Annotated in this window: 21 protein-coding genes; 5 read left to right on the top strand and 16 right to left on the bottom strand. The window is 72.2% G+C overall.

Annotated elements, in window-relative coordinates; all coding sequences use genetic code 11:
* Positions 1 to 92: 92 nt before the first annotated feature.
* The 4 genes from ACFV6X_RS30445 to ACFV6X_RS30430 form a co-directional block, all read right to left on the bottom strand.
* A complete protein-coding gene (locus tag ACFV6X_RS30445) occupies positions 93 to 2,594 on the bottom strand; it encodes a SpoIIE family protein phosphatase (protein ID WP_385388940.1) in 2,502 nt (833 codons plus the stop codon).
* A 100-nt stretch (positions 2,595 to 2,694) separates the two neighbouring features.
* The gene (locus ACFV6X_RS30440) at positions 2,695 to 4,086 is read right to left on the bottom strand and encodes an MFS transporter (protein ID WP_385388937.1); all 1,392 of its coding nucleotides are present in this window, start codon (positions 4,084 to 4,086) and stop codon (positions 2,695 to 2,697) included.
* A 22-nt stretch (positions 4,087 to 4,108) separates the two neighbouring features.
* The gene (locus tag ACFV6X_RS30435) at positions 4,109 to 4,567 is read right to left on the bottom strand and encodes an SRPBCC family protein (RefSeq protein ID WP_385388934.1); all 459 of its coding nucleotides are present in this window, start codon (positions 4,565 to 4,567) and stop codon (positions 4,109 to 4,111) included.
* A 485-nt stretch (positions 4,568 to 5,052) separates the two neighbouring features.
* Positions 5,053 to 5,928: an SDR family NAD(P)-dependent oxidoreductase gene (locus ACFV6X_RS30430; RefSeq protein WP_385388932.1), complete on the bottom strand. Its 876-nt coding sequence runs from the start codon at positions 5,926 to 5,928 to the stop codon at positions 5,053 to 5,055.
* A gap of 69 nt (positions 5,929 to 5,997) precedes the next feature.
* Between ACFV6X_RS30430 and ACFV6X_RS30425 the strand changes: the two genes are divergently transcribed.
* Positions 5,998 to 6,684 carry a TetR/AcrR family transcriptional regulator gene (locus ACFV6X_RS30425; RefSeq protein WP_385388930.1) on the top strand — a complete coding sequence of 229 codons (687 nt, stop codon included), beginning with the start codon at positions 5,998 to 6,000 and terminating at the stop codon, positions 6,682 to 6,684.
* A gap of 59 nt (positions 6,685 to 6,743) precedes the next feature.
* Here the strand turns inward: ACFV6X_RS30425 and ACFV6X_RS30420 are convergent, their stop codons facing one another.
* The 12 genes from ACFV6X_RS30420 to ACFV6X_RS30365 all read right to left on the bottom strand — a co-directional run bounded on the left by ACFV6X_RS30420 (position 6,744) and on the right by ACFV6X_RS30365 (position 19,876).
* Entirely contained in the window at positions 6,744 to 7,733 is a 990-nt protein-coding gene (locus ACFV6X_RS30420; protein ID WP_385388927.1) for a sugar kinase, read from the bottom strand.
* A complete protein-coding gene (locus ACFV6X_RS30415; protein WP_385388925.1) occupies positions 7,730 to 8,614 on the bottom strand; it encodes an SMP-30/gluconolactonase/LRE family protein in 885 nt (294 codons plus the stop codon). The genes ACFV6X_RS30420 and ACFV6X_RS30415 overlap by 4 nt, the downstream gene beginning before the upstream one ends.
* Positions 8,611 to 9,243, bottom strand: a complete 633-nt coding sequence (locus tag ACFV6X_RS30410; protein WP_385388923.1) for a bifunctional 4-hydroxy-2-oxoglutarate aldolase/2-dehydro-3-deoxy-phosphogluconate aldolase — start codon at positions 9,241 to 9,243, stop codon at positions 8,611 to 8,613. The genes ACFV6X_RS30415 and ACFV6X_RS30410 overlap by 4 nt, the downstream gene beginning before the upstream one ends.
* Positions 9,244 to 9,304: 61 nt before the next feature.
* Positions 9,305 to 10,123, bottom strand: coding sequence for a hypothetical protein (locus tag ACFV6X_RS30405; protein ID WP_385388920.1), 819 nt, complete (start codon positions 10,121 to 10,123; stop codon positions 9,305 to 9,307).
* A complete protein-coding gene (gene dgoD, locus ACFV6X_RS30400; protein WP_385388918.1) occupies positions 10,120 to 11,265 on the bottom strand; it encodes a galactonate dehydratase in 1,146 nt (381 codons plus the stop codon). Before dgoD ends, ACFV6X_RS30405 begins: the two co-directional genes overlap by 4 nt.
* On the bottom strand, positions 11,262 to 12,014 hold the full coding sequence (locus ACFV6X_RS30395; protein WP_385388915.1) for a FadR/GntR family transcriptional regulator: 753 nt from the start codon (positions 12,012 to 12,014) through the stop codon (positions 11,262 to 11,264). The genes dgoD and ACFV6X_RS30395 overlap by 4 nt, the downstream gene beginning before the upstream one ends.
* Positions 12,015 to 12,073: 59 nt before the next feature.
* A complete protein-coding gene (locus tag ACFV6X_RS30390) occupies positions 12,074 to 12,850 on the bottom strand; it encodes an SDR family NAD(P)-dependent oxidoreductase (protein WP_385388912.1) in 777 nt (258 codons plus the stop codon).
* A gap of 68 nt (positions 12,851 to 12,918) precedes the next feature.
* Entirely contained in the window at positions 12,919 to 15,003 is a 2,085-nt protein-coding gene (locus tag ACFV6X_RS30385) for an alpha-galactosidase (RefSeq protein WP_385388909.1), read from the bottom strand.
* Positions 15,000 to 15,851 (bottom strand): carbohydrate ABC transporter permease, encoded by an 852-nt coding sequence (locus ACFV6X_RS30380; protein WP_385388906.1) that lies wholly within the window; start codon positions 15,849 to 15,851, stop codon positions 15,000 to 15,002. Before ACFV6X_RS30380 ends, ACFV6X_RS30385 begins: the two co-directional genes overlap by 4 nt.
* Positions 15,851 to 16,786: a sugar ABC transporter permease gene (locus ACFV6X_RS30375; protein ID WP_365449453.1), complete on the bottom strand. Its 936-nt coding sequence runs from the start codon at positions 16,784 to 16,786 to the stop codon at positions 15,851 to 15,853. The genes ACFV6X_RS30380 and ACFV6X_RS30375 overlap by 1 nt, the downstream gene beginning before the upstream one ends.
* A 1-nt stretch (position 16,787) precedes the next feature.
* Positions 16,788 to 18,077: an ABC transporter substrate-binding protein gene (locus ACFV6X_RS30370; RefSeq protein ID WP_385388903.1), complete on the bottom strand. Its 1,290-nt coding sequence runs from the start codon at positions 18,075 to 18,077 to the stop codon at positions 16,788 to 16,790.
* Positions 18,078 to 18,571: 494 nt separating this feature from the next.
* The gene (locus ACFV6X_RS30365) at positions 18,572 to 19,876 is read right to left on the bottom strand and encodes an MFS transporter (RefSeq protein WP_385388900.1); all 1,305 of its coding nucleotides are present in this window, start codon (positions 19,874 to 19,876) and stop codon (positions 18,572 to 18,574) included.
* A 130-nt stretch (positions 19,877 to 20,006) separates the two neighbouring features.
* On the opposite strand from ACFV6X_RS30365, the gene ACFV6X_RS30360 reads away from it, so the two are divergent.
* The 4 genes from ACFV6X_RS30360 (at position 20,007) to ACFV6X_RS30345 (ending at position 23,627) form a co-directional block, all read left to right on the top strand.
* A complete protein-coding gene (locus ACFV6X_RS30360) occupies positions 20,007 to 20,582 on the top strand; it encodes a CGNR zinc finger domain-containing protein (RefSeq protein WP_385388897.1) in 576 nt (191 codons plus the stop codon).
* Between the two features lie 269 nt (positions 20,583 to 20,851).
* Entirely contained in the window at positions 20,852 to 21,679 is an 828-nt protein-coding gene (gene modA, locus ACFV6X_RS30355) for a molybdate ABC transporter substrate-binding protein (RefSeq protein ID WP_385388894.1), read from the top strand.
* Entirely contained in the window at positions 21,676 to 22,533 is an 858-nt protein-coding gene (gene modB / locus ACFV6X_RS30350) for a molybdate ABC transporter permease subunit (RefSeq protein WP_385388892.1), read from the top strand. Before modA ends, modB begins: the two co-directional genes overlap by 4 nt.
* Positions 22,530 to 23,627 (top strand): ABC transporter ATP-binding protein, encoded by a 1,098-nt coding sequence (locus tag ACFV6X_RS30345; protein ID WP_385388889.1) that lies wholly within the window; start codon positions 22,530 to 22,532, stop codon positions 23,625 to 23,627. The genes modB and ACFV6X_RS30345 overlap by 4 nt, the downstream gene beginning before the upstream one ends.
* The last annotated feature ends 11 nt before the right edge of the window (positions 23,628 to 23,638 follow it).

The following is a 23,638-nucleotide window of genomic DNA, read 5'->3' as shown; positions in this document are numbered from 1 at the left end:
GCAATCCACACCGAACCGGAAGGCCCTCACCTGTTCAAGATCCCTCAACCGAGACCTCGCTCACCCGTCCACAACCTCCCGGAACACAACACCTAGGCGGCCGTTGTGGCTTCCGGTTGGTCCTCGGACGGGAGCGCCGTGCCGCGCGGGGGCAAGCTCTGCTCGGCCCAGACGATCTTGCCGCCCGGTGTCGGGCGGTAGCCCCATCTGCGGGACAGCTGGGAGACCAGGAACAGGCCTCGGCCGCGCTCGTCGTCGATGTGTGCTCTGCGATGACGCGGGGAGCAGCCGTCGGTGTCGAACACCTCGCAGCTGAGGACCTGGTGCCTGATCAGGCGCAGCTGTATCGGGCCGCTTCCGTGGCGGACGGCGTTGGTGACCAGTTCGCTGACGATCAGTTTGGTGGCGTCCTCGACGCCCTCCACGCCCCATTCGGCGAGTTGACCGGCTGTCAGCTTCCGGGCGCGGTGGGCAGCGGTGTTGTCGCTGGGCAGCGTCCACGAGGCGACCTGGCTCGGGGCGAGTGCGCGGGTGCGGACGAGGAGCAGGGTGACGTCGTCGGACGCCGCCTGATCCGAGAAGGGCTCCATCGCGCGGGTGCAGAGCTCTTCCAGCGACTGGTACGGCCGCGTGAGAGCGGCGCCCAGTCGCCGCATTCCGTCATCGATGTCCTGGCCGCGGCACTCGATCAGGCCGTCGGTGTAGAGGGCGAGCAGACTGCGCTCGGGCAGTTCGAGCTCCACGGCCTCCATGGGGGTGCCCAGGCCGACGCCGAGCGGGGCTCCGGTGGGAAGGGCGGGGAAGGTGACATGGCCCGACGGGTCGACGACGGCGGGCGGCGGGTGACCTGCGGACGCCATGGTGCACCGGCGGGTGACGGGGTCGTAGACGGCGTACAGACAGGTGGCGCCGGCCACTGTGGACGCCTGGTCCGGGGCTTCGGCGTCCTCCTCGACCAGTCGCTGGACCGTGTCGTCGAGGTGGGTGAGCAGTTCCTCGGGGGGCAGGTCCATGTCGGCGAGCGTGCGCACCGCGGTGCGCAGCCTGCCCATGGTCGCGGCGGCGTTGATGCCGTGTCCGACCACGTCGCCGACGACGAGGGCGACGCGGGCGCCGGACAGCGGGATCACGTCGAACCAGTCACCCCCCACCCCGTGGTCGATGTCGGCGGGCAGATAGCGCGAGGCGGTCTCGACCGCCGAACCGCCCCTGAGACGGTGCGGCAGCAGATTGCGTTGCAGTGCCAGGGCCGCGGTGTGCTCGCGGGCGTAGCGGAGCGCGTTGTCCAGCGACACAGCGGCGCGGCTGACGAGCTCCTCGGCCAGGAGAAGATCGGCCTCCTGGAACGGAACCGGATCCTTCGTGCGGACGAACACCGCCATGCCGAGCAGGGCCCGCCGCCCGCGGATGGGTACGACCATCACGGAGTGCATGCCGTGCTCATGGATCTTGTGCGTCCGCAGATGATCGTGGCTGGTCCATGTGCCTGGAGCGGTGTCGAGAATGGGTTCCAGGTGGGGCCTGCCGGTGTCCAGCACAGCGCTGAAGGGGGAGTCCGGCGGAAGGGTGACCGGCTGACCGCGCATCCACGCGGATTCCGGGACTCCCTGATGGATCGAGGCCAGACCGGCACGCCGGAGAACGGGCAGGCGCTCGCCCGAAGGGCCGAAGCGGACCGCCGGCCCCTCGCCGAACGGGACCCACTGCTCAAGGTCCACGGCGACGAAGTCGGCGAGCAGCGGTACGGCGAGGTCCGCCAGTTCCTGACTGGTCTGCATGACGTCCAGGGTCCTGCCGAGTCGGGTGCCGACCTGGTTGAGGATGGCCAGGCGTTCACGCGCCTGCCGGCGTTCGGTGACATCGACGCTGGTGACGCAGACACCCGACGGTTGGCCGTCGGCGCCCTGCAGACAGGAGAACGACACCGCGAAGGGGTGCTCGGGGCCCACACTCGTGGGAAGCCATGTCCGGTACTCGTGGACCTTGGTCGTGCCGCTTTTCAGTACCTGCCACATCACCTCCTCCAGCGCTTCCGCCTTGACGCCGGGCAGGACGTCGGGGAGGCGACGCCCGAGCCGATGGCTCGGGGGGATGCCGTCGTGGGCCTGCATCGCGTCGTTCACGCCGATGCACCGCAGATCCATGTCCCGCACCGTGACACCGATCGGAGCGCGGGTGAGAAGGACTGCTCTGACGGGCCCGTTCACCACTTCCCTGGACAGCGTGCCGATGTCGGTCACGGAGGCGAGCCACCGGGTCGTCCCCTCGATCGTCCGTACCTTCGACATCCGCAGGCCGGCGGCGAGGAGGCGACCGTCGCGATGGAGCACCGCCGACGTGCCCGGCCAGCCGTTCTCGGCCCGGCACCGCTCGACGAAGGCCGAGGTCGTCGGTGTTTCCCCGAAGGACGGCAGCACCAGCGCGGCAGGACGCCCCACCACGTCGTCCGCGGAGTGGCCGACGAGCCGCTCGGCGGCCTGCGTCCATGCCACCACCGTCCCCGGCTCGTCGAAGAGCGCGATGGCCGACTCGGACATCTCGGACGAGCTCATCTGATCGCTGAAGGTGACCCTGCTGGAGCTGTTCGTGTTCATCGCGCTGTTCCTTGCCTGGCGGGGCTGCCGGCATGCGACCGGGGGCCGAAATGTCAATGGCTATGACCGGACAGGCACCTGTCCTGTGACGGACGCCGCCTCACGCCGCCTCACGCCTCTTCGGCACGCACCACCACGCGAGAGCCGCGGCCGCCAGGTAGGCGAAGGCCCCGATGGCCATGCTCGTGCGCAGCCCGTTGCCGTAGCCGGCGCCGGTGGCGAGCAGGCTGCCTCCCAGGGCCACCCCCGTCGCGCTGCCGATCTGACGGGTGGTGTTGAACAGGCCGGACGCGGCTCCCGCGTACGCCGCGGGTGCCGCATCCATCACGGTGGCGGTCGAGCCGGTGAGGGCGAACGAGGTGCCGAAGCCCGCGGCCATCATGGGGGCCACCAGCAGCCAGTAGGCGGGATCCGTACCCGCCGCCGCCCAGCCGACCAGTCCCAGCCCGGCCACCAGCATGCCGGAGACCACCAGCGGACGATCACCCGTGCGCCGGGTCAGCCGCCCGGACAGGACGGAGGAGAACATGGTCATCGCCACCGCCGGGAACAGCGCGATCCCGGTGGCGAGGGCGCTCATGCCGCGCTGGTGCTGGAACCACAGGCTGGCGGTGAACAGCATGCCGTAGAAGCCGAAGTTGAACAGCAGGCCGATGACGGCCGCGCCGCTCAGCGCACGTGAGCGCAGCATGCGCAGCGCGAGGGCGGGGGAGCGGGCCAGCCACTCCCGCACGACGAACCCTGCGGCGGCCACCACGGCAAGGCTCAGACCGGCGATCACCAGGGGATCCGCCCAGCCGCGGCGTCCTGCCTCGTTCAGCGCGCCGGTCAGCAGGGCCACCGCCGCCACGACCAGGCACTGGGCCGGCCAGTCCAGTGCGCGAGTCGCCTGCCGGGGCGAGGGCTTGACGTGGCGCAGGGTCAGCGCCAGGCAGGCCACGCCGACCGGGAGGTTGATGAGGAAGACCCAGCGCCAGCCGACCGTGGAGACCAGCAGCCCACCCAGCAGGGGGCCCGCGGAGGCCGCGATGCCCGCCATCGAGCCCCACAGCCCGAACGCCCGCGACCGTGCGGCCGGCGCCGGGTAGGTCTGCTGGAGCAGGGCCAGGGAACCGGGCACGATCAGTGCCGCCCCCAGCCCCTCCACCAGCCGGGCCACCACCAGGAACGACGCGCTCGGGGCGGACGCGCACGCGGCCGAGGAGAGCGTGAACACCACCACGCCCCAGCAGAAGACCCGGCGGTTGCCCAACCGGTCGCCCAGCGCCCCACCGGTCATCAGGAACCCGGCGAGGACCAGGGTGTATCCGTCCGTGATCCACTGAATGCCGGTGAGTGAGGCGGACAGGTCCCGGCCCACCACCGGGACGGCCACGTTGATGATCGTGACATCCAGGATCACCATGAAGTACCCGGCGCACACCGCCATCAGCGGCGCCAGGGACCGCCGCCCGCCGGGCTCCGGGTCCGGCTTGGAAGGGGACGCGGACATCACGGTCTGCTCGGGACCGGCGTCAGGGCTGGACGATCGCCGCTTCCGCCGCCGCCTTGATCCGGGCGCCGAAGCCGGGCGCGTCCTTGCGGGCGGCCGCGAGGGCCAGCCCGACGAGGAGCTTGCCCAGGCCGTGGCCTTCCAGGACGTTGTGGAGACGGACCCGGGTCCTTCCGCCGTCCAGCGGCTCCAGGTCGTAGCCACCCTCGCGTGCCGTCACGCTGTTCTTCGACACCTCGGCCCAGCGGATCCGCACCGGGGCTTCGAGTTCGGTGATGCGGAACTCCCTGGCGGTCTTCATCCCGGCATCCTTGACCGTGCTCCGGAAGACCGTACCCACACCGGTGGGCGCGTCGGGAACCCGCTCGATCCTGAGCACCCGGGGGCTGAACTGCGGATCGTTGCGTCCGTCGGCGAGGTAGTCGAACACCGCCTGGACAGGCCGATCGATCTCGACCGTCGTTTCGAACCGTCCTGACATGCGCACCTCTGATCGGTTGAGCCGCATCGGTCCCGTGCCCGCTGCGCACGTCCGCCGGACGGCGAGGTCGCCGGGGCTGTCCCGTGCCCGCGCGGCGGTGCGCGAGAGCCACGCCGCGTGTCGTGGCGGCATCGCGACCCTACCGGGAGCCCAGCACGTCCCGCGAGGCGAACGGCGCGTTCACGTGCACTTGCCCGGCCCGCCCCGACTCGGCAGCGGCGCCCCTCACGCCGGCCGCGCCCCGCATGCCTGGCGCGGGCTCATCGAGATCTGGTGGCCGCCGATCCGGCCGGAGAGGCCACGATCGCCGCACGCTGGGAAGGTTTCCCTCACTCGGACCGCTTCGCCTCGCTCGACCGCGACACATACCGACGCGCGCCTCGTCTGCCCCTGGCCGGGGAGTGACCCGGCCAGGTGGGCGATGAGGCGCGCGGGGGCCCATTTGGAACGACGGCCCGGTGGCGGAGGTGCCCTCCTGGTGATCCCTAGTCGGCTGTCTCCTCAGGCGGCAGCTGGGCGGGGTACGGCTCCCCGAAGTCGGCCGAGCGGCTGACCTTCTCCCATTCCGCCGCCTCGGAGAGCTGGCGACGGGAGTGGTCCATTGCCATCGTCGCCGCGTTCGTGCCCAGCAGCAGATGCGTGGGGACCTGGCCCCGCTGGACGGTTCGTACGATGATCTCGGCGGCGCGCCGAGGGTCCCCGGCCACCCCGTCCGTGCTCTGGCGCACCCGCCGGTTCATCGCCCCGACCGTCTCGTCGTAGGCGTCGGGGATCGGATGGACCGTCATCGAGGAACCCGCCCAGTCCGTGGCGAAGCCGCTCGGCTCGACGACCATGACACGCACGCCGAACGGTGCGGTCTCCGTGGCGAGGGCCCGGCTGAAGCCGTCGACCGCGAACTTGGCCGCCTGGTAGGAGGCGATGCCGGGCGATCCGCCGACGCGCCCGCCGATCGACGAGATCTGCACGACGGTGCCGGCGCCCTGCCGGCGCAGGGTGGGGAGTGCTGCCTTGGTGACGTGGTAGACGCCCCAGAAGTTCGTCTCGAACTGGGCGCGGAAGTCGTCGTCGTCCGATGTCTCGATGGGCGACACGTTCGCGTACCCGGCGTTGTTCACAAGGACGTCGATGCGTCCGAAGCGTGCGAGCGCCGCGTCGACGGCCTCGCGCGCGGCCTCCGGGTGGGTGACGTCCAGCGCGAGTGGACAGATGCGGTCGCCGTACTCCTGGAATGCCTCGGCGAGGGCTTCGGGGCGGCGGGCGGTGGCCACGACGCGATCGCCGGCCTCCAGGGCGGCGGCGACGAGGGCACGGCCGAGGCCGCGGGACGAACCGGTGATGAACCAGACCTGTTGACTCATGCTCTTAGTGCAACACTGTTCTCTAAATTACGCAACACCGTTGCCGTAAGTGTTCCTATGATGTCTCGCATGACTACGCCTGCTTTCCAGCGTGCGCGCAGTGCCGAGGCCAAGCAGGCTCGAGAGGACGCGATCCTGGACGCCGCCCGCTCACTCGGCGGCCGACGCGGCATCCGGGACGTCACCCTCACCGACATCGCCACGGCCGTCGGGATGCACAAGTCGGCCCTGCTGCGCTATTTCGAGACGAGGGAGCAGATCTTCCTCAGGCTCACCGCGGAAGGCTGGCGGGAGTGGTCCGCCGACCTTCGCGGCGATCTCGAACGGCGGGCTCACGCCACGGCCGCGGAGGTCGCCGAGGCCGTCGCCGCCACGCTGGCGGCGCGACCGATGTTCTGCGACCTGCTGGCGCAGGCGCCCTTGAACCTGGAACGCAATGTCTCGATCGACTCGGTGCGCGCCTTCAAGCTCGTGACACTCAAGGAGGTCGAGCTGATCGGCGACGAACTGCGGCGGCTGCTCGGGCTGACCGAGTTGCAGAACGTCGACCTGATCGCCACGGCGACCAGCATGGCCGGGGCGCTGTGGCAGATGGCCACCCCCGGCCCACGTCTGAGGGAGCTCTACGCGACCGACCCCCGGCTGGGTCACGCCGTCGTCGAGGTGGAACCGCGCCTGCGCCGGGTGCTCACGGCCTTCCTCATCGGGATCGACGCGGGATCCGCCGAGGCCACCGGCCGAGGTGCGGGGGGCTGAGCGACCGCCCGGTGAGGGCGACGCGCGCCCCCACGTCCCGCCCCGTCCACGACCCCGGCTCAGGAGGTCGCCGCCGCCTTCGTCGCCCACTCGTCCGCGGAGAGGCCGAGAAGCCGGCCGATCCGGGCGTCGTCCGGCAACGGGCCGTGGTCGCCGGTCACTTGAAGGGCCGACGCCGCCGTGATGTGTCCGAGACGCAGCGCCCGCTCCACGTCCCCGTCGCCCACGAGCCCGGCGAGGAACCCGGCGGCGAACGCGTCACCGGCGCCGACGACCTCCACCACCTCCGTGCGCAGCGCGGGCACGGTGCACACGCCGTCGTCACCGAAGGCGGTGGCCGCACGGCCGCCGTCCTTGACGACCAGCAGCCGGGGGTGCGGCAGCAACTCCCGTACGCCCGCAGGTTCCAGGGCGGCGCCCCACAGCTCCTGTGCCTCGTCGAGCCCGACGAAGACGATGTCGGCGCGGTCGGCCAGGTCGCGGAGTACCCCGGCGGCCGTTCCGGGCGGCCACAGCGCCGGGCGGTGGTTGACGTCGAAGCTGAGGGCGTGGGCCCGCTCGCCCGGCGGCATGGCGAGCGCCCGGTCCACCAGGTCCCGGCAGGACGAGGACAACGCCGGGGTGATGCCCGTGAGATGCACGAGGGAGGCGGACCTCAGGCTGTCGTCGTCCAGGACGTCGGGGCCCAGGGCCGAGGCCGCCGAGTCGCCCCGGTAGTAGTGGACGCGGGTACGGGGTCCGGCGGGGTCCTTCACCAGAAGGCCCGTGGGCCGTCGCGGGTCGAGGCGCACGCCACCGACGTCGACGCCCGCCGCGCCGACCGCGGCGTGCACCCGCCGCCCCAGCGCGTCGTCACCCAGCGCGGAGAGCCACGAGACGGGGACACCCAGATCGGCCAGGTACATCGCGACGTTCGACTCCGCGCCGGCCACCGACACCCGCACGTTCTCGGCGGTCTCCAACGACTGGGACGGGCCGGGAGCCAGGGCGGCCATGGTCTCCCCGATGCAGACGACCCGTCCCTCGGCCGGCCGCCATGCGCTCTTCACGACGCCTCCCTCGGGGCCGGCAGCGGAGGCCGGTGGCGGTAGGCGTCCGCGGGCCGGCCCGGCACGTCCACCCGGGCGGTGAACACGGCGCCGTCATGAGGACCGGGCGCGGCGAGCCCCACGTGCGCGGTCGTGATGTGCAGCACGTCCTTCACCAGGCACACGCCGGCGGGCTGGCGCGCGGGCAGACGGAGTACGCGGTCGAGGCGGCCGTCCGCTCGGTACCGGCGTACGGTTCCCGTGCCCCACACGGCGACCCACACCGCGCCCTCGGCGTCCACCACCATGCCGTCGGGGCTGCCCTCGTCGACGGTCACGAAGACCTCGGGTGTTCCCAGGCCACCGGTGGCCGGGTCTACGGCGTGGCGCCTGATGACCCCCCGCGCGCTGTCGGCCAGGTACATGACCTCGCCGTCCGCCGTGAACGCCGGTCCGTTGGGCACCGTGATGCCGTCGAGGACACGGGTCACCGTGCCGTCGTCGTCGACCCGGTACAGGGAACCGCGTCCCTCGTCGGCGTCGTACGCCATGCTGCCCGCCCAGAAGCGGCCGAGCGGGTCGGCGGTGCCGTCGTTCATGCGCATGGGCCGGGCCGCGTCCGCCTCGGGCTGTGCCAGCCAGTGCGTCGATCCGTCGGAAGCGAGCAGGCACATCCCGGTGCCCGCGGCGGCGATCCAGGTGTCGGCAGTGCCGGCCACGGGTGCCACCGCGCCGAGGGGAACGGGCAGTCGGGCCAGTTGCCGCAGGGGGTCCGCGGGGCTGCCGGTGGCGGTGAGCAGGCGGCCCGCGAGGATGTCCACGAGGACGACTCCACGGTCCGTCCAGCGGATGCCCTCACCGAGTTCCAGGCGGTCGGGGCGGAGGGCTTCGACGTCGGTCACGGCGTGGCTTTCTGTACGACGGTGAGGAAGGCGCGGGCGCGTTCACGCAGCGCGGTGAGGCTGCCGCCGTCGGCGGCGTCGCCGATCAGGGGTGAGCCGACCCCGACGGCGGTCGCTCCGGCGGCCAGATAGGCCTCGGCGGCCGCCTCGTCGACGCCTCCCACCGGCACGAACAGCTCGTGCGGGAACGGGCCCCGCAGGGCGTGGAGATAGGCGGGGCCGCCGGCCTGGGCGGCCGGGAAGACCTTCAGCGCCGTGGCGCCCAGCGTGCGTGCGGCCAGGATCTCGGTCGGGGTCATCACCCCCGCCAGCACCGGCATGCCGAGCGCGTGCGCCGCGCCGACGCCTTCGCCGACCGCGGGCGTGACGGCCCAGCGGGCGCCGGCCCGGTGCGCGGCACGGGCGTCGTCGGCGGTCAGGACGGTCCCGGCACCGAGGGGGCGGTCGGTGCCGAGCGCTTCGCGGGCCCGCTCGATCACGGACAGGGCGTCCTTGCCGCTCAGGGACACCTCGATCAGCTCGACACCCTCCTCGGCCAGGGCCAGGACGGTGCGCAGCGCGGCGTCGGGATCCGAGCCGCGGACGATCGCGACCAGGCGGTGGGCGGCCAGGGCCGCTCGAAGATCCATGGAGGGGCTCCTTCTCGTTCTCGCAAGGGGGGCCACACGGTTTGGTTTCCCGGGGGCCGGTTCAGGGACAGCGGCAGTGCGCGCTCAGCGTCAGCCGCCATCGCACCTCACCGGATTCGGGGACACGGGCGGCGTCACCGGGGCCTGCCTCGGCGAGGTCGAATACCCGGCCGAGCAGGGGTTCGACTCCCGTGCTCCGGTAGGGGTGTGGGGCCGGGAAGCCGCCCAGGTTGCGCCACAGGGCGACGGATGTCGGCTGGCCGTCGGCTTCGAGGGCCAGGGACAGATGGTCCGGGCCGTCGTGGACACAGCACCGGGAAGCGTCCACGACGGCTCCGACGGCGGTGCCGTCGTCCGGGCCGAGCGTGTCCATGCGTAGCCCGCGGGGGGCCGGCCAGTCGCCCTCGACCCACGCGGCGCCCTTCGGCCACGGCCCGTCCAGCAGCGGGGCCGCCTCGGGGAACAGCCGGGTCCGCGCCGCGCGGGGGAGGTGCACGCTCGCCCGCTCGGAGAGGTCGAGCAGGGCGTGGGCGGCCCATAGGAAGCGGAAGCCGGCGTCGGCCGTCAGCACGTAGTCGGCCTCGGCCCCGTCGGCGGTGGCGCGGATGCGGCGGGTCAGCGTGAAGCGGTCGGCGTGGACCACGTCCCGGTCCGCCTCGCGCGTCCAGGCCCGCGACCAGGCGTCGCCGTGGTCGGGCGTGCCGCGGACGGTGGGGACGCACTCCTCCAGTCCGCCCGCGTCCACGAACGGGTCGCCCGGCGCGACGTCCTCCCGCCCGGGCGTCTCGCGCCGCCACAGCCATTCGCGCCCGCCCGAGCGCAGGGACGTCCAACGGCCGCCGTGCGCAAGGTCGGTGACGACCTCCAGCGGCACGCTCACCACTCCGCGAAGGAGCCGTCGGGGTGCCGCCACACCGGGTTGCGCCAGGCGTGACCGGTGCGGTCCGCGGCGCGTACGGCGTCCTCGTCGACGGTGATGCCGAGCCCCGGGGCGTCGTGGCGGAGGGCGTGGCCGTCGACGAAGCGGAACGGCTCCGTGTCCACCAGGTAGGACAGCAGGTCGGCGTCCTTGTTGTAGTGGATGCCCCGGCTCTGTTCCTGGATCAGGAAGTTCGGGGTGACGAACGCGATCTGGAGGCTGGCCGCCAGGGCTATCGGGCCGAGCGGGCAGTGCGGGGCGAGCTGGGCGCCATAGGTCTCGGCGAGCGAGGCGATGCGGTGCACCTCGGTTATCCCGCCGGCGTGCGACAGGTCGGGCTGGGCGACGGCGACACCGGCGGCGAGCACGGGGAGGAACTCGGCGCGTCCGTAGAGCCGTTCGCCGGTGGCGAGCGGGATGGGGCTCGCGGCGACCAGGCCGGGCAGCAGATGGCCCTGTTCGGGGAGGACGGGCTCCTCCACGAACAGAGGGTGCAGAGGCGCGAGTTCGGTCAGCACGCGACGGGCGCCGGCCGCGGTGAAGCGGCCGTGGAAGTCGACCGCGACGTCACGGTCCGGGCCGAGCGCCTCGCGGGCGGCGGCGACACGGGCGACGACCGCGGCCGTCTCGGCGACGGTGGTGACCGGCGCCGTGGCTCCGGCCGCGTTCATCTTCACCGCGGTGAAGCCCGCCTCGGCCTGGGCCGCCGCCTGCTCGGTGATCTGGGCGGGTTCGTCGCCGCCGATCCAGGCGTAGACCCGGACCCGGTCGCGCACCGGCCCGCCGAGGAGGGCGTGCACGGGGGCGCCGTAGGTCTTCCCGGCGATGTCCCACAAGGCCTGGTCAAGCCCCGCGACGGCGCTGGAGAGGACGGGGCCGCCGCGGTAGAAGCCGCCCTTGGTCAGCACCTGCCAGTGGTCCTGGATGCGCAGGGGGTCCTGCCCGACGAGGTATTCGGCCAGGACGTCGACGGCGGCCCGGACGACCTCGGCGCGTCCTTCCACGACGGGTTCGCCCCAGCCGACCACGCCCTCGTCGGTCTCGACGCGGCAGAACAGCCAGCGCGGCGGGACGAGGAAGGTCTCGATACGGGTGATCTTCACTGAGGGCGGGCGCCTTCCGTCTTGTCCTGCGTCTCGTCGTCGGTGGTGCCGACCCGGTCCAGATCGCGGCCCGCCTGGTCGAGCAGGGCGCGCATCGCGGCCTCGGCGGCGCGCGGGTCACGGTCGCGGACGGCGTCCAGTACGGCGCGGTGCGCCGGGACCGGGTCCCCGCTGTGCGGCGAGCTGTGCACGATGCGGTCGCGGTGGGCCAGGCCGGACTCGATCACCATCTCCATGCGTTCGAGAAGCTCGTTGTGGGTGGCGGCGAGCAGGGCGCGGTGGAAGGCGAGGTCGGCGTCGACGGCGTGGGCGGCGTCGGAGTTCTCCTCCTCCATCGCCGCCAGCGCGCCGTCCAGGGCGGCCAGATCGGCATCGGTGCGGCGCTCGGCGGCCAGGCGCACGGCGGCCGGTTCGATGATGGCGCGCACCTCGGCGAGGTTGCGCAGCAGGAACTGGTCGGCGTCGGTGGTGCGGCCGCCCTCGAACTGCCAGCGCAGCACGTCGGCGTCGAGCAGGTTCCACTCGGCGCGGGGGCGGACGAAGGTACCGCGCCGTTGGCGGGCGTCGACCATCCCCTTGGCGGCCAGCACCTTCAGTGACTCGCGCAGGGCGGTCAGGCTCACGTCCAACTCGCTCTGGAGCGCCACCAGGTCCAGCGTGCTGCCCTCGGGGATCTCACCGCCGAGGATGCGGCGGGCGAGCACTTCCACGGTCTGGCCATGCACGCCGCGGCGGGCATAGGGCGTCATCGTCTACAGCCTTTCTGCTGAGGGGGGCGCGGGAGAGGAGCTCGCGAGGAGGCACGGGATCATGCGGAGGCCTTCACGACGCTCCAGCCGCCGTCCACCACGAGCGACGTCCCGGTGATGTACGAGGCCTCGTCGGCGCCGAGGAAGGCGATGGCCGCGGCAACCTCCTCGGGGGTGCCGAAGCGGCGGGCGGCCGTCTCGGCGACACTGCGCTCCCGGTCCTCGGGCGTCACCCTGTCCCAGGCGGCGGTCAGGATCGGACCCGGTACCACGGCGTTGACGCGCACCTCGGGCCCGTACTCGACGGCCAACTGGCCGCACAGGGACAGCAGGGCGCCCTTGGTGGCGGCGTAGGCGGGATGGCCGGGGATGCCCCGGTGCGCGTGGACGGACGAGGTCAGGACCACGGCCCCCCTGCGGTCCCGCAGGTCGGGCAGCATCGCCCGGACGCCGAGGAAGCTGCCGGTGAGGTTGACGGCGAGCTGCCGCTGCCACGAGGTGAGGGACATGGCGTGCGCCGGTGTCACCTCGACCGTGTAGGCGTTGCTGACGAGGAGGTCGACGGGACCGAACTCGTGCGCGGCAGCGGCTACCCGCGTCCAGTCGTCCTCCGCGGAGACGTCGGCCGGTACGAACCGGGCCCGGCCGCCGGCCTTGGCGATCCGCTCGGCGACGGCCTCGCCCTGCTCCTCGGCGATGTCGGCGAGCACGACCGCCGCGCCCTCCTCGGCGAGGCGTTCGGCCGTGGCGGCTCCGATCCCGGAGGCCGCCCCGGTGATCACGGCCGTACGCCCGGTGAAGCGGGCACCGGGCCGTGGTGCGGGCTGGTCCGTCATGGGGGCTGGACTCCTTCGCGGGCGCGGAACGACTGGTCGGTCGTCCTGGAAACATATGTCGTACGGGCTCACAGCCGGGTCAGCACCACCAGCTCGGCATCGTGGGCGGCGCTCCAGGCGAAGGGCAGCCCATGGTGCAGCAGATGAGCTCCGCTGTACGTCCGTTCCGCCGCGGCGTCCCGGTAGCGCGCCGTCGGCTGGAGCCCTCGCAGCCGCAGCCGCGCGGGGCGGCCGGGCACGAGGGGAGCCCCGTCGAGACGTCCCGTGCTGAGCGCGGCGACGACCGTGCGGCCCGCCTCGGGAGCGTCGTACTGCACCCCGAAGGTGGGGTCAGCCGGGCTGCCCAGGAGGTGGACCTCGCCTCGGTGGACGACATCACGTACGTCCTTGTACCGGGCGATCCACCGGGCGGCCTCGGCACGCTGTTCCGGCGTCCAGGCGCGCAGGTCGGCGCCGATGCCGAGGACGCCGCACATGGCGTTGACGAAGCGGAAGGCGAGGCTGCGCGGGCGCGGGTCGAAGACGCCGGGGGCGTCGGTGACCCAGGAACTCATGACGTGCGGGGCGTGGGCGTGCAGGAAGCCGTGCTGGATCGCCAGCCGGTCCAGCGGGGCGGTGTTGTCGCTGGGCCAGACGACGTCGGTGCGCGCGATCGTGGCGTGCTCGATGCGGCCACCGCCGCCGGCGCAGCCCTCGACGGTGACGTCGGGGTGGGCGGCGCGCAGATGGTCCAGGACCCGGAGATATCCGGCGACGTGCCGGGCGTCCAGATCGAGGTGGTCGGCGTGTCCGGTGCCGGGACGGCCGCGCTCGGTGGGCGGGCGGTTCATGTCCCACTTGAGGTAGCTGACGGGATGCTCGGTGAGCAGCCGGTCGAGCGTCGCGATCACGAAGTCCTGGACGTCCGCGCGGCCGAGGTCGAGCAGGAGCTGGTTGCGGACCAGCCGGGCCGGGCGGTCGTCGATCCGGTACACCCACTCAGGATGTTCGGCGTACAGACGGCTGGCCGGGCTGACGGCCTCGGGCTCGACCCACAGGCCGAAGTCCAGCCCCAGCGCCCGGACGTCGTCGACGAACCGGCCGAAGCCGTGCGGGAACGCGGCCGGGTCCGGGTACCAGTCGCCCAGGCCGCCCGTGTCGTCGCCGCGGCCGGTGAACCAGCCGTCGTCCACGACGAACAGCTCGGCCCCGATGTCGGCGGCGACCTCGGCCAGCTCCAGCTGCCCTGCCGCGTCGACGTCGAACCCGGTGGCCTCCCAGGAGTTGTAGAGGACCTTGCGGGGACGGTCGAGGCGCTCGCCGGTGAGGTGGCGTTCGTAGCGGTGCCAGACGCGGGCGAGTCCGTCGAGTCCGTCGGGGCTGAAGGCGCAGGCGAGCCGCGGGGTGGCGAGGGTCTCGCCGGGGGCCAGGAACACGGCGCCCTCGTGCGGGACCCGCCCGGCGCGGACACGGACGGCGCCGCCCGGCTCGGCCTCCGCGGTCATGTGCCAGTTGCCCGGCCACTGAAGGGCGAGGCCGTAGGCCGCCTCCGACGTCCCGTCCTGCACCGCGAGCCAGGGCGCGTAGGCGTGTCCGGGGACGCCCTGGACGCTGCCCATGGTGAAGGTGCCCCTCGGCAGGTCGAGCTGGGTGCGCTGGAACTCCTGCGACCACTGGCCGGTGAGATAGGTCAGCCGTGCGGTGCCGGTGACGGGGATGTTCACCCCGGCCGAGTCGACCCGTTCCAGGCGCAGTTCCTCGTCGCCGGTGCAGGTCAGTTCGGTCCAGCGCAGGACCACGTCCGTTCCGGGCACGGACTCGTAGCACAGGACGGTGCGCAGGCCCAGGACGTCGTCGGCGAAGGCGAGGCGCAGGGTCCCGTCCACTTCCTCCGCCGACGCGAACTCCCACCACACACCGCGTTCGGCGCCCGGACGTGAGGCCACGAGGTCGGCGCCGGTGAACGGGCGCAGGCCGTGGGGGACGTACTCGGCCGGCGCGGCGTCCGCAGGCGTGATGAAGTGCGTGCGGTGCGACCAGTCGAGGGCGGAGGGGCCGTCCTCGACGCCGAGGGGGCCCCAGGCGTCGAGTTCTGCCCACGGGCCGTCGGGGGAGAGGCGGACCGTGTAGCTGGTGTTCTCCGTGCGCAGGGTCCAGCGCCGGGTGTCTGTCACTTCACCGCTCCCAGATTGAGGCCGGCCACGAAGTGCCGCTGGAACCGCAGGAAAACCGCCACGGTGGGCGCGGCCGCGATGACCGAACCGGCGGCGATCACGTTCCACATCGACACGTACTGTCCCTGGAGCCCGATCAGTGCCGCCGTGATCGGCATCTTGGTGTCGCTGCGCAGCACGGTGATCGCCCACAGCAGGTCGTTGAAGATCCACGTGAACGACAGCGCGCTCAGCGCGGCCAGCGCGGGGCGTGTCAGGGGCAGGATGATGCGCCAGAAGATCTGCCAGGGACCCGCGCCGTCGACGACTGCCGCCTGCTGGATCTCGGGCGGTATGCCACGCATGAAGCCGTGCAGGACGAAGACGTAGAAGCCGACGCCGAAACCGATCTGCACCCCGATGAGGGCGGGCAGGGTGTCGTAGACCCCCAACAGCTCGCTGAGCTTCGAGACCGGGATGAGCAGGATCTGCGGAGGGAGGAGGTTGCCGGCGAGCATGAGCAGCAACAGCGAACGCCGGAAGGGCAGTTCGTAGCGGCTGAGGCCGAACGCGGCCATCGCGGCCAGGGCCAGCGTCACCAGGACGCAGGGCACGGAGACGACCAGGCTGTTGATCAGGGCACGCTGCTGGCCGCCGTCGACCCAGGCCTGACCGTAGTTGGCGAGGGTGAAGGAACGGGGCCAGCTGCCCAGGCCGTGCGCGGCGATGTCGTCGAAGGAACGCAGGCTGGTCACCAGGACGAGCGCGATGGGCAGCAGCCACAGGACGGCCAGTGAACCGGCCCCCACGTGGAACGCCGCGGTCGCGGCTCGTTGCTTGCGGCGCGGTGCCGCGGAAAAGAGGGCCATCAGTCGGCCTCCCGGAACGCGCGGACGAGGTAGGAGCAGATGACGCCGAAGGCCAGGACGAAGATGACGACGGCCAGGGCGGAGCCGTAGCCCAGGCGCAGGGACTGGAAGGCGGTCGAGTACATGTAGGTGCTCAGCAGCTCGGACGAGTGGTAGGGGCCGCCGCGGGTCAGTGCCCACACGACGTCGAAGGAGCGCAGGGAGTCGATGATGATGACGGACAGGACGACGGCGTTGACGCCACGCAGTTGCGGCAGGGTGACATGGCGGAAGCGCTGCCAGGCCGAGGCGCCGTCGACCTTCGCCGCCTCGTAGAGGGCCGGGTCGATGCCCTTCAGGCCGGCCAGGTACAGGACCATGACGTAGCCGATCTGCCGCCACAGCGCGGGCACGATCACCGCGTACAGCGCGGTGTCCTGGTCGGCGAGCCAGGCGTGGCGCAGGCTGCCGAGGCCGACGGATTCCAGGAGTTGGTTCAGGACGCCGTCGGGCTGGTAGATCGCCTGCCACACCAGGGCGGTGGCGACCAGGGAGAAGACGACGGGCAGGAACAGGGCGGCGCGGTAGAAGCCGACGCCGCGCCGCTCCTGTTGGAGCAGCAGCGCGGTGGCCAGGCCGAGCAGTGCGGACAGGCCGCCGAACAGCACCAGCCACAGCACGGTGTTGCCGGCCGCGCCGAGGAAGACCTCGTCGCCCGCCATCTCCTGGAAGTTGTCCAGTCCGACGAACTGCGGGGTGGAGACGCCGTCCCAGCGGGTGAGGGAGAGGTAGAAGCCCTGAAGGGCCGGCCAGAACACCCAGAGCGCCTCCGCCAGCAGCGGGACGAGGACGAACACGAGCACCAGCGGAGGGGTACGGCGGGGGCCCCGGCCCCGCCCGGCACGGTGCGGCTGCCGGGCCGGGGCCTTGCGTTCCGGGGCGGTCAGGACGGCCACGTCAGCCCCGCCAGATCTTCTCGGCGTCGCGCTGCCAGTCGGTGAGGATGCCGCCGACGGACTTGGGCTGGGCCAGGAACTTGGTCAGCGCGGTGTCGGCCGTGGGCTGGAGGGCGTCGCTGGAGTCCCGGTTGAAGAACTGGGTGATCTCGGTGGCCTCCGCCACGTGGGCGCGGCCCTTCTTCACCAGGGCGGTGCCGGCGTCCTTCGCGTCCGGGTGGGTCGGCAGCGCGGTGCCCGACGATCCCTTGATGTAGATCTCCTGGGCCTCGGCGGTGGCGAGGTAGCGCAGCAGGTCGACGACCTGGTCGCCGCGGCCCGTGCGGGCGCTGGCGAAGTAGCCGTCGGTGGGGGCCTCCTCGGCCAGCGGGACCTTCGGGTCGATGACGGGGAACCGGAAGAAGTCGATGTCGTCGAGGGCTTCCTTGGGCGCGGCGTCGGCGAAGAAGGTGCCGATCAGCATCATGCCGCTACGTCCGTTGAGCAGGGAGGTCGTGGCGTCCTGGAAGGCGACGGCGGTGCCGTTCGGATCGAAGTACGGATGCACCTCCTGCCAGCGGTCGAAGACCCTGCGGACCTCGGGGTCGTCGAAGCGGTGCTCACCGGCGAGCAGCTTGCGGTGGTAGTCGGCGCCGTTGATACGGATGTTGAGGTAGTCGAACCACGCCGAGGCCACCCAGGGCGTGTTGCCGCCCGCGCCGAGCCCGATGGGGTCGACACCCTTGCTCTTGAGCTTGTCGCACAGGTCGAGGAAGTCGTCCCAGCTCTGCGGCTCGCTCACGCCCCACTTGGCGAAGTGGGACTTCCGGTAGAACATGCCCCACCAGTAGTAGGTGGTGGGCACGAACACCTTCTTGCCGGAGCTCGCCGTGCACAGGCTGTTCAGGGCCTTGGAGTACTTCTTCAGGTCCGGTGACTCCCAGACCTCGCCGAGGTCGAGCAGCAGGTCCTTCTTGGCGTACGCTTCCGCGACCGAGCCGGGGTACCAGGTGTACACGTCCGGCGGGTTGGCGGAGGTGAGGTACGTCGGCAGCTGGGTGCGGAAGGTCTCCGCGGCGACGGTGTTGAGGCTGGCGCGCCCGGACCCCTTCTTCCCGTACGCGGCGACGAGATCCTCCATCGCGTCCTTGGCCTGCGGGGCGGAGAGGTTGGACTGGAGGGTCACCGCGCCTTCGGAGGAGGAGCTCTTGCCCGAGGAGGTGGAGGTGACACAGCCGCTGAGCAGCGCCGTCGTCCCGGCGGCGCCGAGTCCGGCCAGGAACCGGCGTCGGCTGGTCTGGGGGTTGGTCATGGAGAACTCCTTGCGGATCCGCGCGAGTCGGACTTCGGCCGTCAGGGGGCCCGGCCCCTCTCGCGCTGATCCAGGTTCGCGTGGCACTCCCGCCACGTCAAGAATAATTACTAATTTATTTGAACTAGGTCCGGTGGGCATGGCCGTCGACTCGGCGGGAGGTCACGTCGGCCGCGCCACCCTGCCGGGCGCCGTCTGGGGGTCGGCGGCGTCACGGCGAAGACTGTGGCGCGCGGCCGGAACCCTGTCAATATTAATTCCTAATTTAATAGAAAGTGGAGCCGGGGCGGGGTCGGAGGGTTGACAGAAGTCCTGGCGCGCCAGAGCCTTTTGCCTCACGCACGCCTGTCGAAGGCGCCCCGCCGCTCCCACTTGACGGGGCATCACGGGGCCGCCCGACCTTTGCGGCCGGGCGGCCCGCGTCCACCCGGCCGCCGTACCCTCGGCGTCCAGCGTCCAGCAGGGCCATGGACGCGTCGGTCGCCTGGGCGCGATCAGCTGCGGGACCGCGATCCTGACTTCGCGGTCCGCACGGCGACCTCGGCCTGGCCGCGCGCGACGTCCCGGTCCGCCGAGGAGGCCACTGCCACCAAGGGCGTGGCGGGCGGCTTGCGGACGAGTGACATGGACGCGGTGGCCAGCAGGGCGAGCACGACGACCCCGGCGCCGTAGATCGTCGTCGTGGTGGTCAGGCCGAGCGAGGGAACCGCGAGTCCCGCGAGCACGGCGGGCACGCTCAGGGCCAGGTAGCTGACGACGTAGACCGCGGCGATCAGCTTCGCCCGGTCCTTGGGGCCGGCCAGTGCCGCGAGCGAGCGGAAAGCGCTGAGGAAGGTGCTGCCGAAGCCTGCGCCGGCGAGGGCGGTGGCGAAGAAGAACAAGGGCGTCGACGACGCGGCGAGGGCGAGCAGGGTGAGAGCGGTCCCGATGGCGAGCGCCACGGACCCGGCGGCGATCACCCGCCGCGGCGCCGCGCCGCGCACCACCAGGGAGGCGGCGGCACCCGCGCCGAAGAGGGTCGTCACCACCAGGCCGCCGACCAGATGGTTGTCCACGTGCAGGCCCTCCGTGGTCAGCGAGGGGCCCAGCGCGAGGTAGAGGCCGCCCAGCGCCCAGGTGGCGATCAGGGCGGGCACCGCCGCCAGGAAGGTTCCGCGGGCCTCGGGCGGCACGGACACCCGCGGCCGCAGCGAGGCCCAGGCGCCCGGGCGCGGCGTGACCGGCTCGGGCAGCAGGAACACCGCCCCGGCGAGCAGCACGAAGAGCGCGGTGAACAGGGCGAAGACCAGCGTGGTCGGAGCGGGGGCGTACTGCACCAGCAGCCCGGTGCCCAGCGCCCCGGCGGCCAGGCCGGAGGCGGGGGCGAGGCTGTTCAGCAGCGGGCCCAGTGTCGAGGTGGGCGACGGCTGGAGGTCCAGCAGCCCGGCGCTGAGGGCACCGGTCGCGGCGCCGGTCGCGAGGCCTTGCAGGGTCCGCGCGATCAGCAACGGCCCGACACCGTCGGCGGTGAGGAACACGACCATGGACGCCGCCTCCATGACCAGCGCGGCGGCGAGCACGGGCCGCCTGCCGATGTGGTCGGAGAGCCCGCCGACGGTCAGCAGCGCGACCAGCAGGGCGACGACGTAGATCGCGAAGATCGCGGTGAGCACGGTCGGCGAGAAGCCCCAGCGGTCCTGGTAGACGACGTAGAGCGGGGAAGGGGCGGCGGACGCGGCCAGGATCGACAGCAGGGTGACGGCCAGCAGCCAGAAGCCGACCTGGCGCGGCATCCGCCTCGCCGGGAGCTTGGAGTACACGTGGGTCTCTCTTCGGAGGAGCGCGTGAGAAATGTAATGGGCGAACATGCTTAGTTGCTTACGTTCCAACGCACGCGGCCGCCAATGTAATCCCCTTTTTCGGATAGACCCTGTGCGTTACGGTGGGGAGGTGACCAGAAGCCGAGGTTCGCGGCCCGCGCGGCAGGTCCCCGCTGTGGCCGAGGCGGTCGTGAACCTGCTGAATTCCCGCTCGCACCGGACCGCGCACCCCCTTCCGGACGTGCTCGGGACTCCTCGGACGGCGGGCGCCGTCCTGCGCCCGTTCGGTCAGCCCGGCGCCGATCCGCCGTCACCGGAGCGCGTCGCGGAGGTCCGCGCGCTGCGCGAGATCCTGCTGCGCCTTGTCACCGCGCAGGACGCCGCCGAGGCGGCGGACGGCTGGGCGGATCTCACCGACCGCGCCGCCTCGGTCACGCTGCGGCAGGACTTCTCGGCGCCCGGGACGGTACGGATGCGCCAGGTGGCCGGTGACCCCGTGGTCGGCGGCATCACTCTCGCGGTGGCGGAACTCGTCGAAGACGGCACCTGGCCGCGCATCCGCGTCTGCGCGAACGAACGCTGCGGCGACGCCTTCTACGACACCACCCGTAGCCGCACCCAGCGGTGGCACTCCTACGAGATCTGCGGCAACAGGAACAACGTGGCCGCCTATCGAGCGCGCAGGAAGGCCGACCTCGAGGCCTGACGCCGGAGGCTGCCACAGCGACAGTGCGGAGCAGGTCGGGCATCGTCAGCCGGGCGCTGCGAGGGGCCGGCTCACGGGCTGCCACCTGCGGCGAGACCGTACCCGAACTCGCGTCCCGTACAAACGCACATGCCATGCCAACTGAGACAGAACGCGGCTCATGCGAAGTGACAGGGGACTTTCGCCTCGCATATGCGTCAGTATCATCAGCGTATGCACACCAACCGACCGTGGCTGAGTGCGTCAGGACCATAGGGAGTGGACCCGTGATGACCCGTTCCGTGCGCCGGACCCGGCGGGTGCTGCAGGTGACCGGCGCAGGTGCCACCGCGCTGCTGGCCCTGAGTGCCTGCTCGTCCTCCGGCGACTCCGCGTCGGCCACGTCGGACTCCGCCACGTCGGCCGACGCCTCCGGCAAGGTGTCCGGTGAGGTGACCGTGTTCGCCGCCGCCTCGCTGAAGGAGAGCTTCACGACGCTGGGCAAGGAGTTCGAGAAGCAGCATCCGGGCACGAAGGTGACGTTCAGCTTCGGCGGCAGCGACGCGCTGGCCGCGAGCATCACCGGCGGCGCCCCGGCCGACGTGTTCGCCTCGGCCAGCCCGAGGACGATGAAGATCGTCACGGACGCGGGGGACGCCTCCGGCACGCCCGCCACCTTCGTCCGCAACCAGCTGGAGATCGCCACCCTGCCGGGCAACCCGGACAAGATCTCCTCCCTCGAAGACCTCACCGACCCGAAGCTGAAGGTCGTGCTGTGCGACGAGGCGGTGCCGTGCGGCTCCGCCGCGCGGAAGGCCCTGGACGCCGGCGAGCTGAAGCTCACGCCGGTGTCCTACGAGGAGGACGTCAAGTCCGCCCTCAACAAGGTGGTGCTCAAGGAGGCCGACGCGGCGGTCGTGTACAAGACCGATGTGCGTGCGGCGGGTGACAAGGTGGAGGGCGTGGACTTCCCCGAATCGGCCGACGCCGTCAACGACTACCCGATCACGCTGCTGAAGAGCTCGCAGAACACCGAGGCCGCCGAGGCGTTCATCGAGCTGGTGCAGTCCGCCGAGGGCCAGAAGGTCCTGATCGAGGCCGGGTTCCTCGAGCCGTGACCGGTTCCTCCCTGGGCAAGGCCGACGCCGCGGACCCCCTGACCGGTGGTCCGCGGCGCCGTCGCGCCCGCGTCGGCCGGGGCGCGCCGTTGCCCCTTCTGCTGCCCGCGCTGATCGGCCTGGCGTTCCTTGCCCTGCCGCTCCTCGCCCTGCTGATCAGGGCCCCCTGGCGGAGCATGCCGGACCTGCTCACCAGCCCCGAGGTGTGGCAGGCCCTCCAGTTGTCCCTGGTCTGCGCGACCGCGGCGACCGCGGTGAGCCTGGTGATCGGGGTGCCGCTGGCCTGGCTGCTGGCCCGGGTCGAGTTCCCGGGACGCGGGCTGGTCCGTGCCCTGGTGACACTGCCGCTCGTCCTGCCTCCCGTGGTGGGCGGCGTCGCGCTGCTGATGGCGCTCGGCCGCAACGGGGTCGTGGGACGGTGGCTGGACGACTGGTTCGGGCTCACGCTGCCCTTCACCACCGCAGGGGTCGTGGTCGCCGAGGCGTTCGTCGCGATGCCGTTCCTCGTCATCAGCGTGGAGGGCACCCTGCGCGCCGCCGACCCGCGTTACGAGGAGGCCGCCACGACACTGGGCGCCTCCCGCTTCACGGCGTTCCGCCGCGTCACCCTGCCCCTGATCGCCCCCGGCATCGCGGCGGGCGCCGTGCTCGCCTGGGCCAGGGCGCTCGGCGAGTTCGGCGCGACGATCACCTTCGCCGGCAACTTCCCCGGCCGTACCCAGACCATGCCGCTGGCCGTCTACCTCGCGCTCCAGAGCGACCCGGAGGCGGCCATCGCCCTCAGCCTGGTCCTGCTCGCCGTGTCGATCGCGGTGCTGGCGGGACTGCGTGACCGCTGGATGACCGCCTCATGACCGACACCGAGAAGACCACCTCGCACGCCGCCGCCGACGCCCCCGCCCCTGCCGGTACGGGGCTCGACGCCCGGCTCGTGGTCGAGCGCGGCGCCTTCCGGCTCGACGTGGCGCTGACCGCGGCGCCCGGTGACGTGGTCGCACTCCTCGGTCCCAACGGTGCCGGCAAGACGACCGCGCTGCGCGCACTCGCCGGCCTCGTCCCGCTCACCGGCGGCCATCTCCGCCTGGACGGCGCCGAGTTGGAACGTACGCCGCCCGAATCCCGTCCGGTCGGGGTCGTCTTCCAGGACTACCTGCTCTTCCCCCACCTCACCGCGCTCGACAACGTGGCCTTCGGGCCGCGCTGCCAGGGCGCCACCAAGGCGGAGGCCCGCGCGCAGGCCGCCGTTCTGCTGGACCGTATGGGCCTGGCCGCGCATGCGTCCGCCAAGCCCCGCCGTCTCTCCGGCGGCCAGGCCCAGCGCGTCGCGCTCGCCCGTGCCCTGGCCACGCAGCCGCGCCTGCTGCTGCTGGACGAGCCGCTCGCCGCCCTCGACGCCCGCACCCGCCTCGACGTCCGCGCCCAACTCCGCCGCCATCTGGCCGGCTTCGAGGCGGTCGCCGTACTGGTCACGCACGACCCGCTGGACGCGATGGTCCTGGCCGACCACCTCGTCGTCGTCGAGAACGGCCACGTCGTCCAGGAGGGCACCCCCGCGGACATCGCCCGTCACCCGCGCACCGACTACATCGCCCACCTGGTGGGCCTCAACCTCTACCGGGGGCAGGCCGAAGGGCACGCGGTCCAGGTCGACGACGGAACCGCGATCACCACGACCGAGGAGCTCACCGGCCCGGTCTTCGTCGCCTTCCCGCCCAGCGCGGTCACCCTCCACCGCGAACGTCCCGCCGGTTCCAGCGCCCGCAACCTCTGGCGTTGCGAGGTCGCCGGCCTGGAGACCCACGGCGACCAGATCCGGGCCGCCCTCACCGGCGAACTGCCTCTCGCCGCCGACCTCACCACCGTCGCCGCCGCCGAACTGGAGCTCCGCCCCGGTGGCACGGTCTGGGCGACGGTGAAGGCGGCGCAGACGCACGCGTACCCCGCCTGAGCGGTCCGGCA

Source organism: Streptomyces sp. NPDC059861 (assembly GCF_042731435.1).
GTDB lineage: Bacteria > Actinomycetota > Actinomycetes > Streptomycetales > Streptomycetaceae > Streptomyces.
Note: the sequence above shows the minus strand (reverse complement) of the source record. Positions and strands in the feature narration are given on the sequence as shown.

Bases quoted from the DNA above. Each gene is read 5' to 3' on its own strand.
- modA (WP_385388894.1), top strand. From the start codon at position 20,852: ATGACCCGTTCCGTGCGCCGGACCCGGCGGGTGCTGCAGGTGACCGGC.
- ACFV6X_RS30425 (WP_385388930.1), top strand. From the start codon at position 5,998: ATGACTACGCCTGCTTTCCAGCGTGCGCGCAGTGCCGAGGCCAAGCAG.
- ACFV6X_RS30435 (WP_385388934.1), bottom strand. From the start codon at position 4,567: ATGTCAGGACGGTTCGAAACGACGGTCGAGATCGATCGGCCTGTCCAG.
- ACFV6X_RS30370 (WP_385388903.1), bottom strand. From the start codon at position 18,077: ATGACCAACCCCCAGACCAGCCGACGCCGGTTCCTGGCCGGACTCGGC.
- ACFV6X_RS30345 (WP_385388889.1), top strand. From the start codon at position 22,530: ATGACCGACACCGAGAAGACCACCTCGCACGCCGCCGCCGACGCCCCC.
- ACFV6X_RS30445 (WP_385388940.1), bottom strand. From the start codon at position 2,594: ATGAACACGAACAGCTCCAGCAGGGTCACCTTCAGCGATCAGATGAGC.
- ACFV6X_RS30380 (WP_385388906.1), bottom strand. From the start codon at position 15,851: ATGGCCCTCTTTTCCGCGGCACCGCGCCGCAAGCAACGAGCCGCGACC.
- ACFV6X_RS30440 (WP_385388937.1), bottom strand. From the start codon at position 4,086: ATGTCCGCGTCCCCTTCCAAGCCGGACCCGGAGCCCGGCGGGCGGCGG.
- ACFV6X_RS30430 (WP_385388932.1), bottom strand. From the start codon at position 5,928: ATGAGTCAACAGGTCTGGTTCATCACCGGTTCGTCCCGCGGCCTCGGC.
- ACFV6X_RS30395 (WP_385388915.1), bottom strand. From the start codon at position 12,014: ATGACGCCCTATGCCCGCCGCGGCGTGCATGGCCAGACCGTGGAAGTG.
- ACFV6X_RS30390 (WP_385388912.1), bottom strand. From the start codon at position 12,850: ATGACGGACCAGCCCGCACCACGGCCCGGTGCCCGCTTCACCGGGCGT.
- ACFV6X_RS30410 (WP_385388923.1), bottom strand. From the start codon at position 9,243: ATGGATCTTCGAGCGGCCCTGGCCGCCCACCGCCTGGTCGCGATCGTC.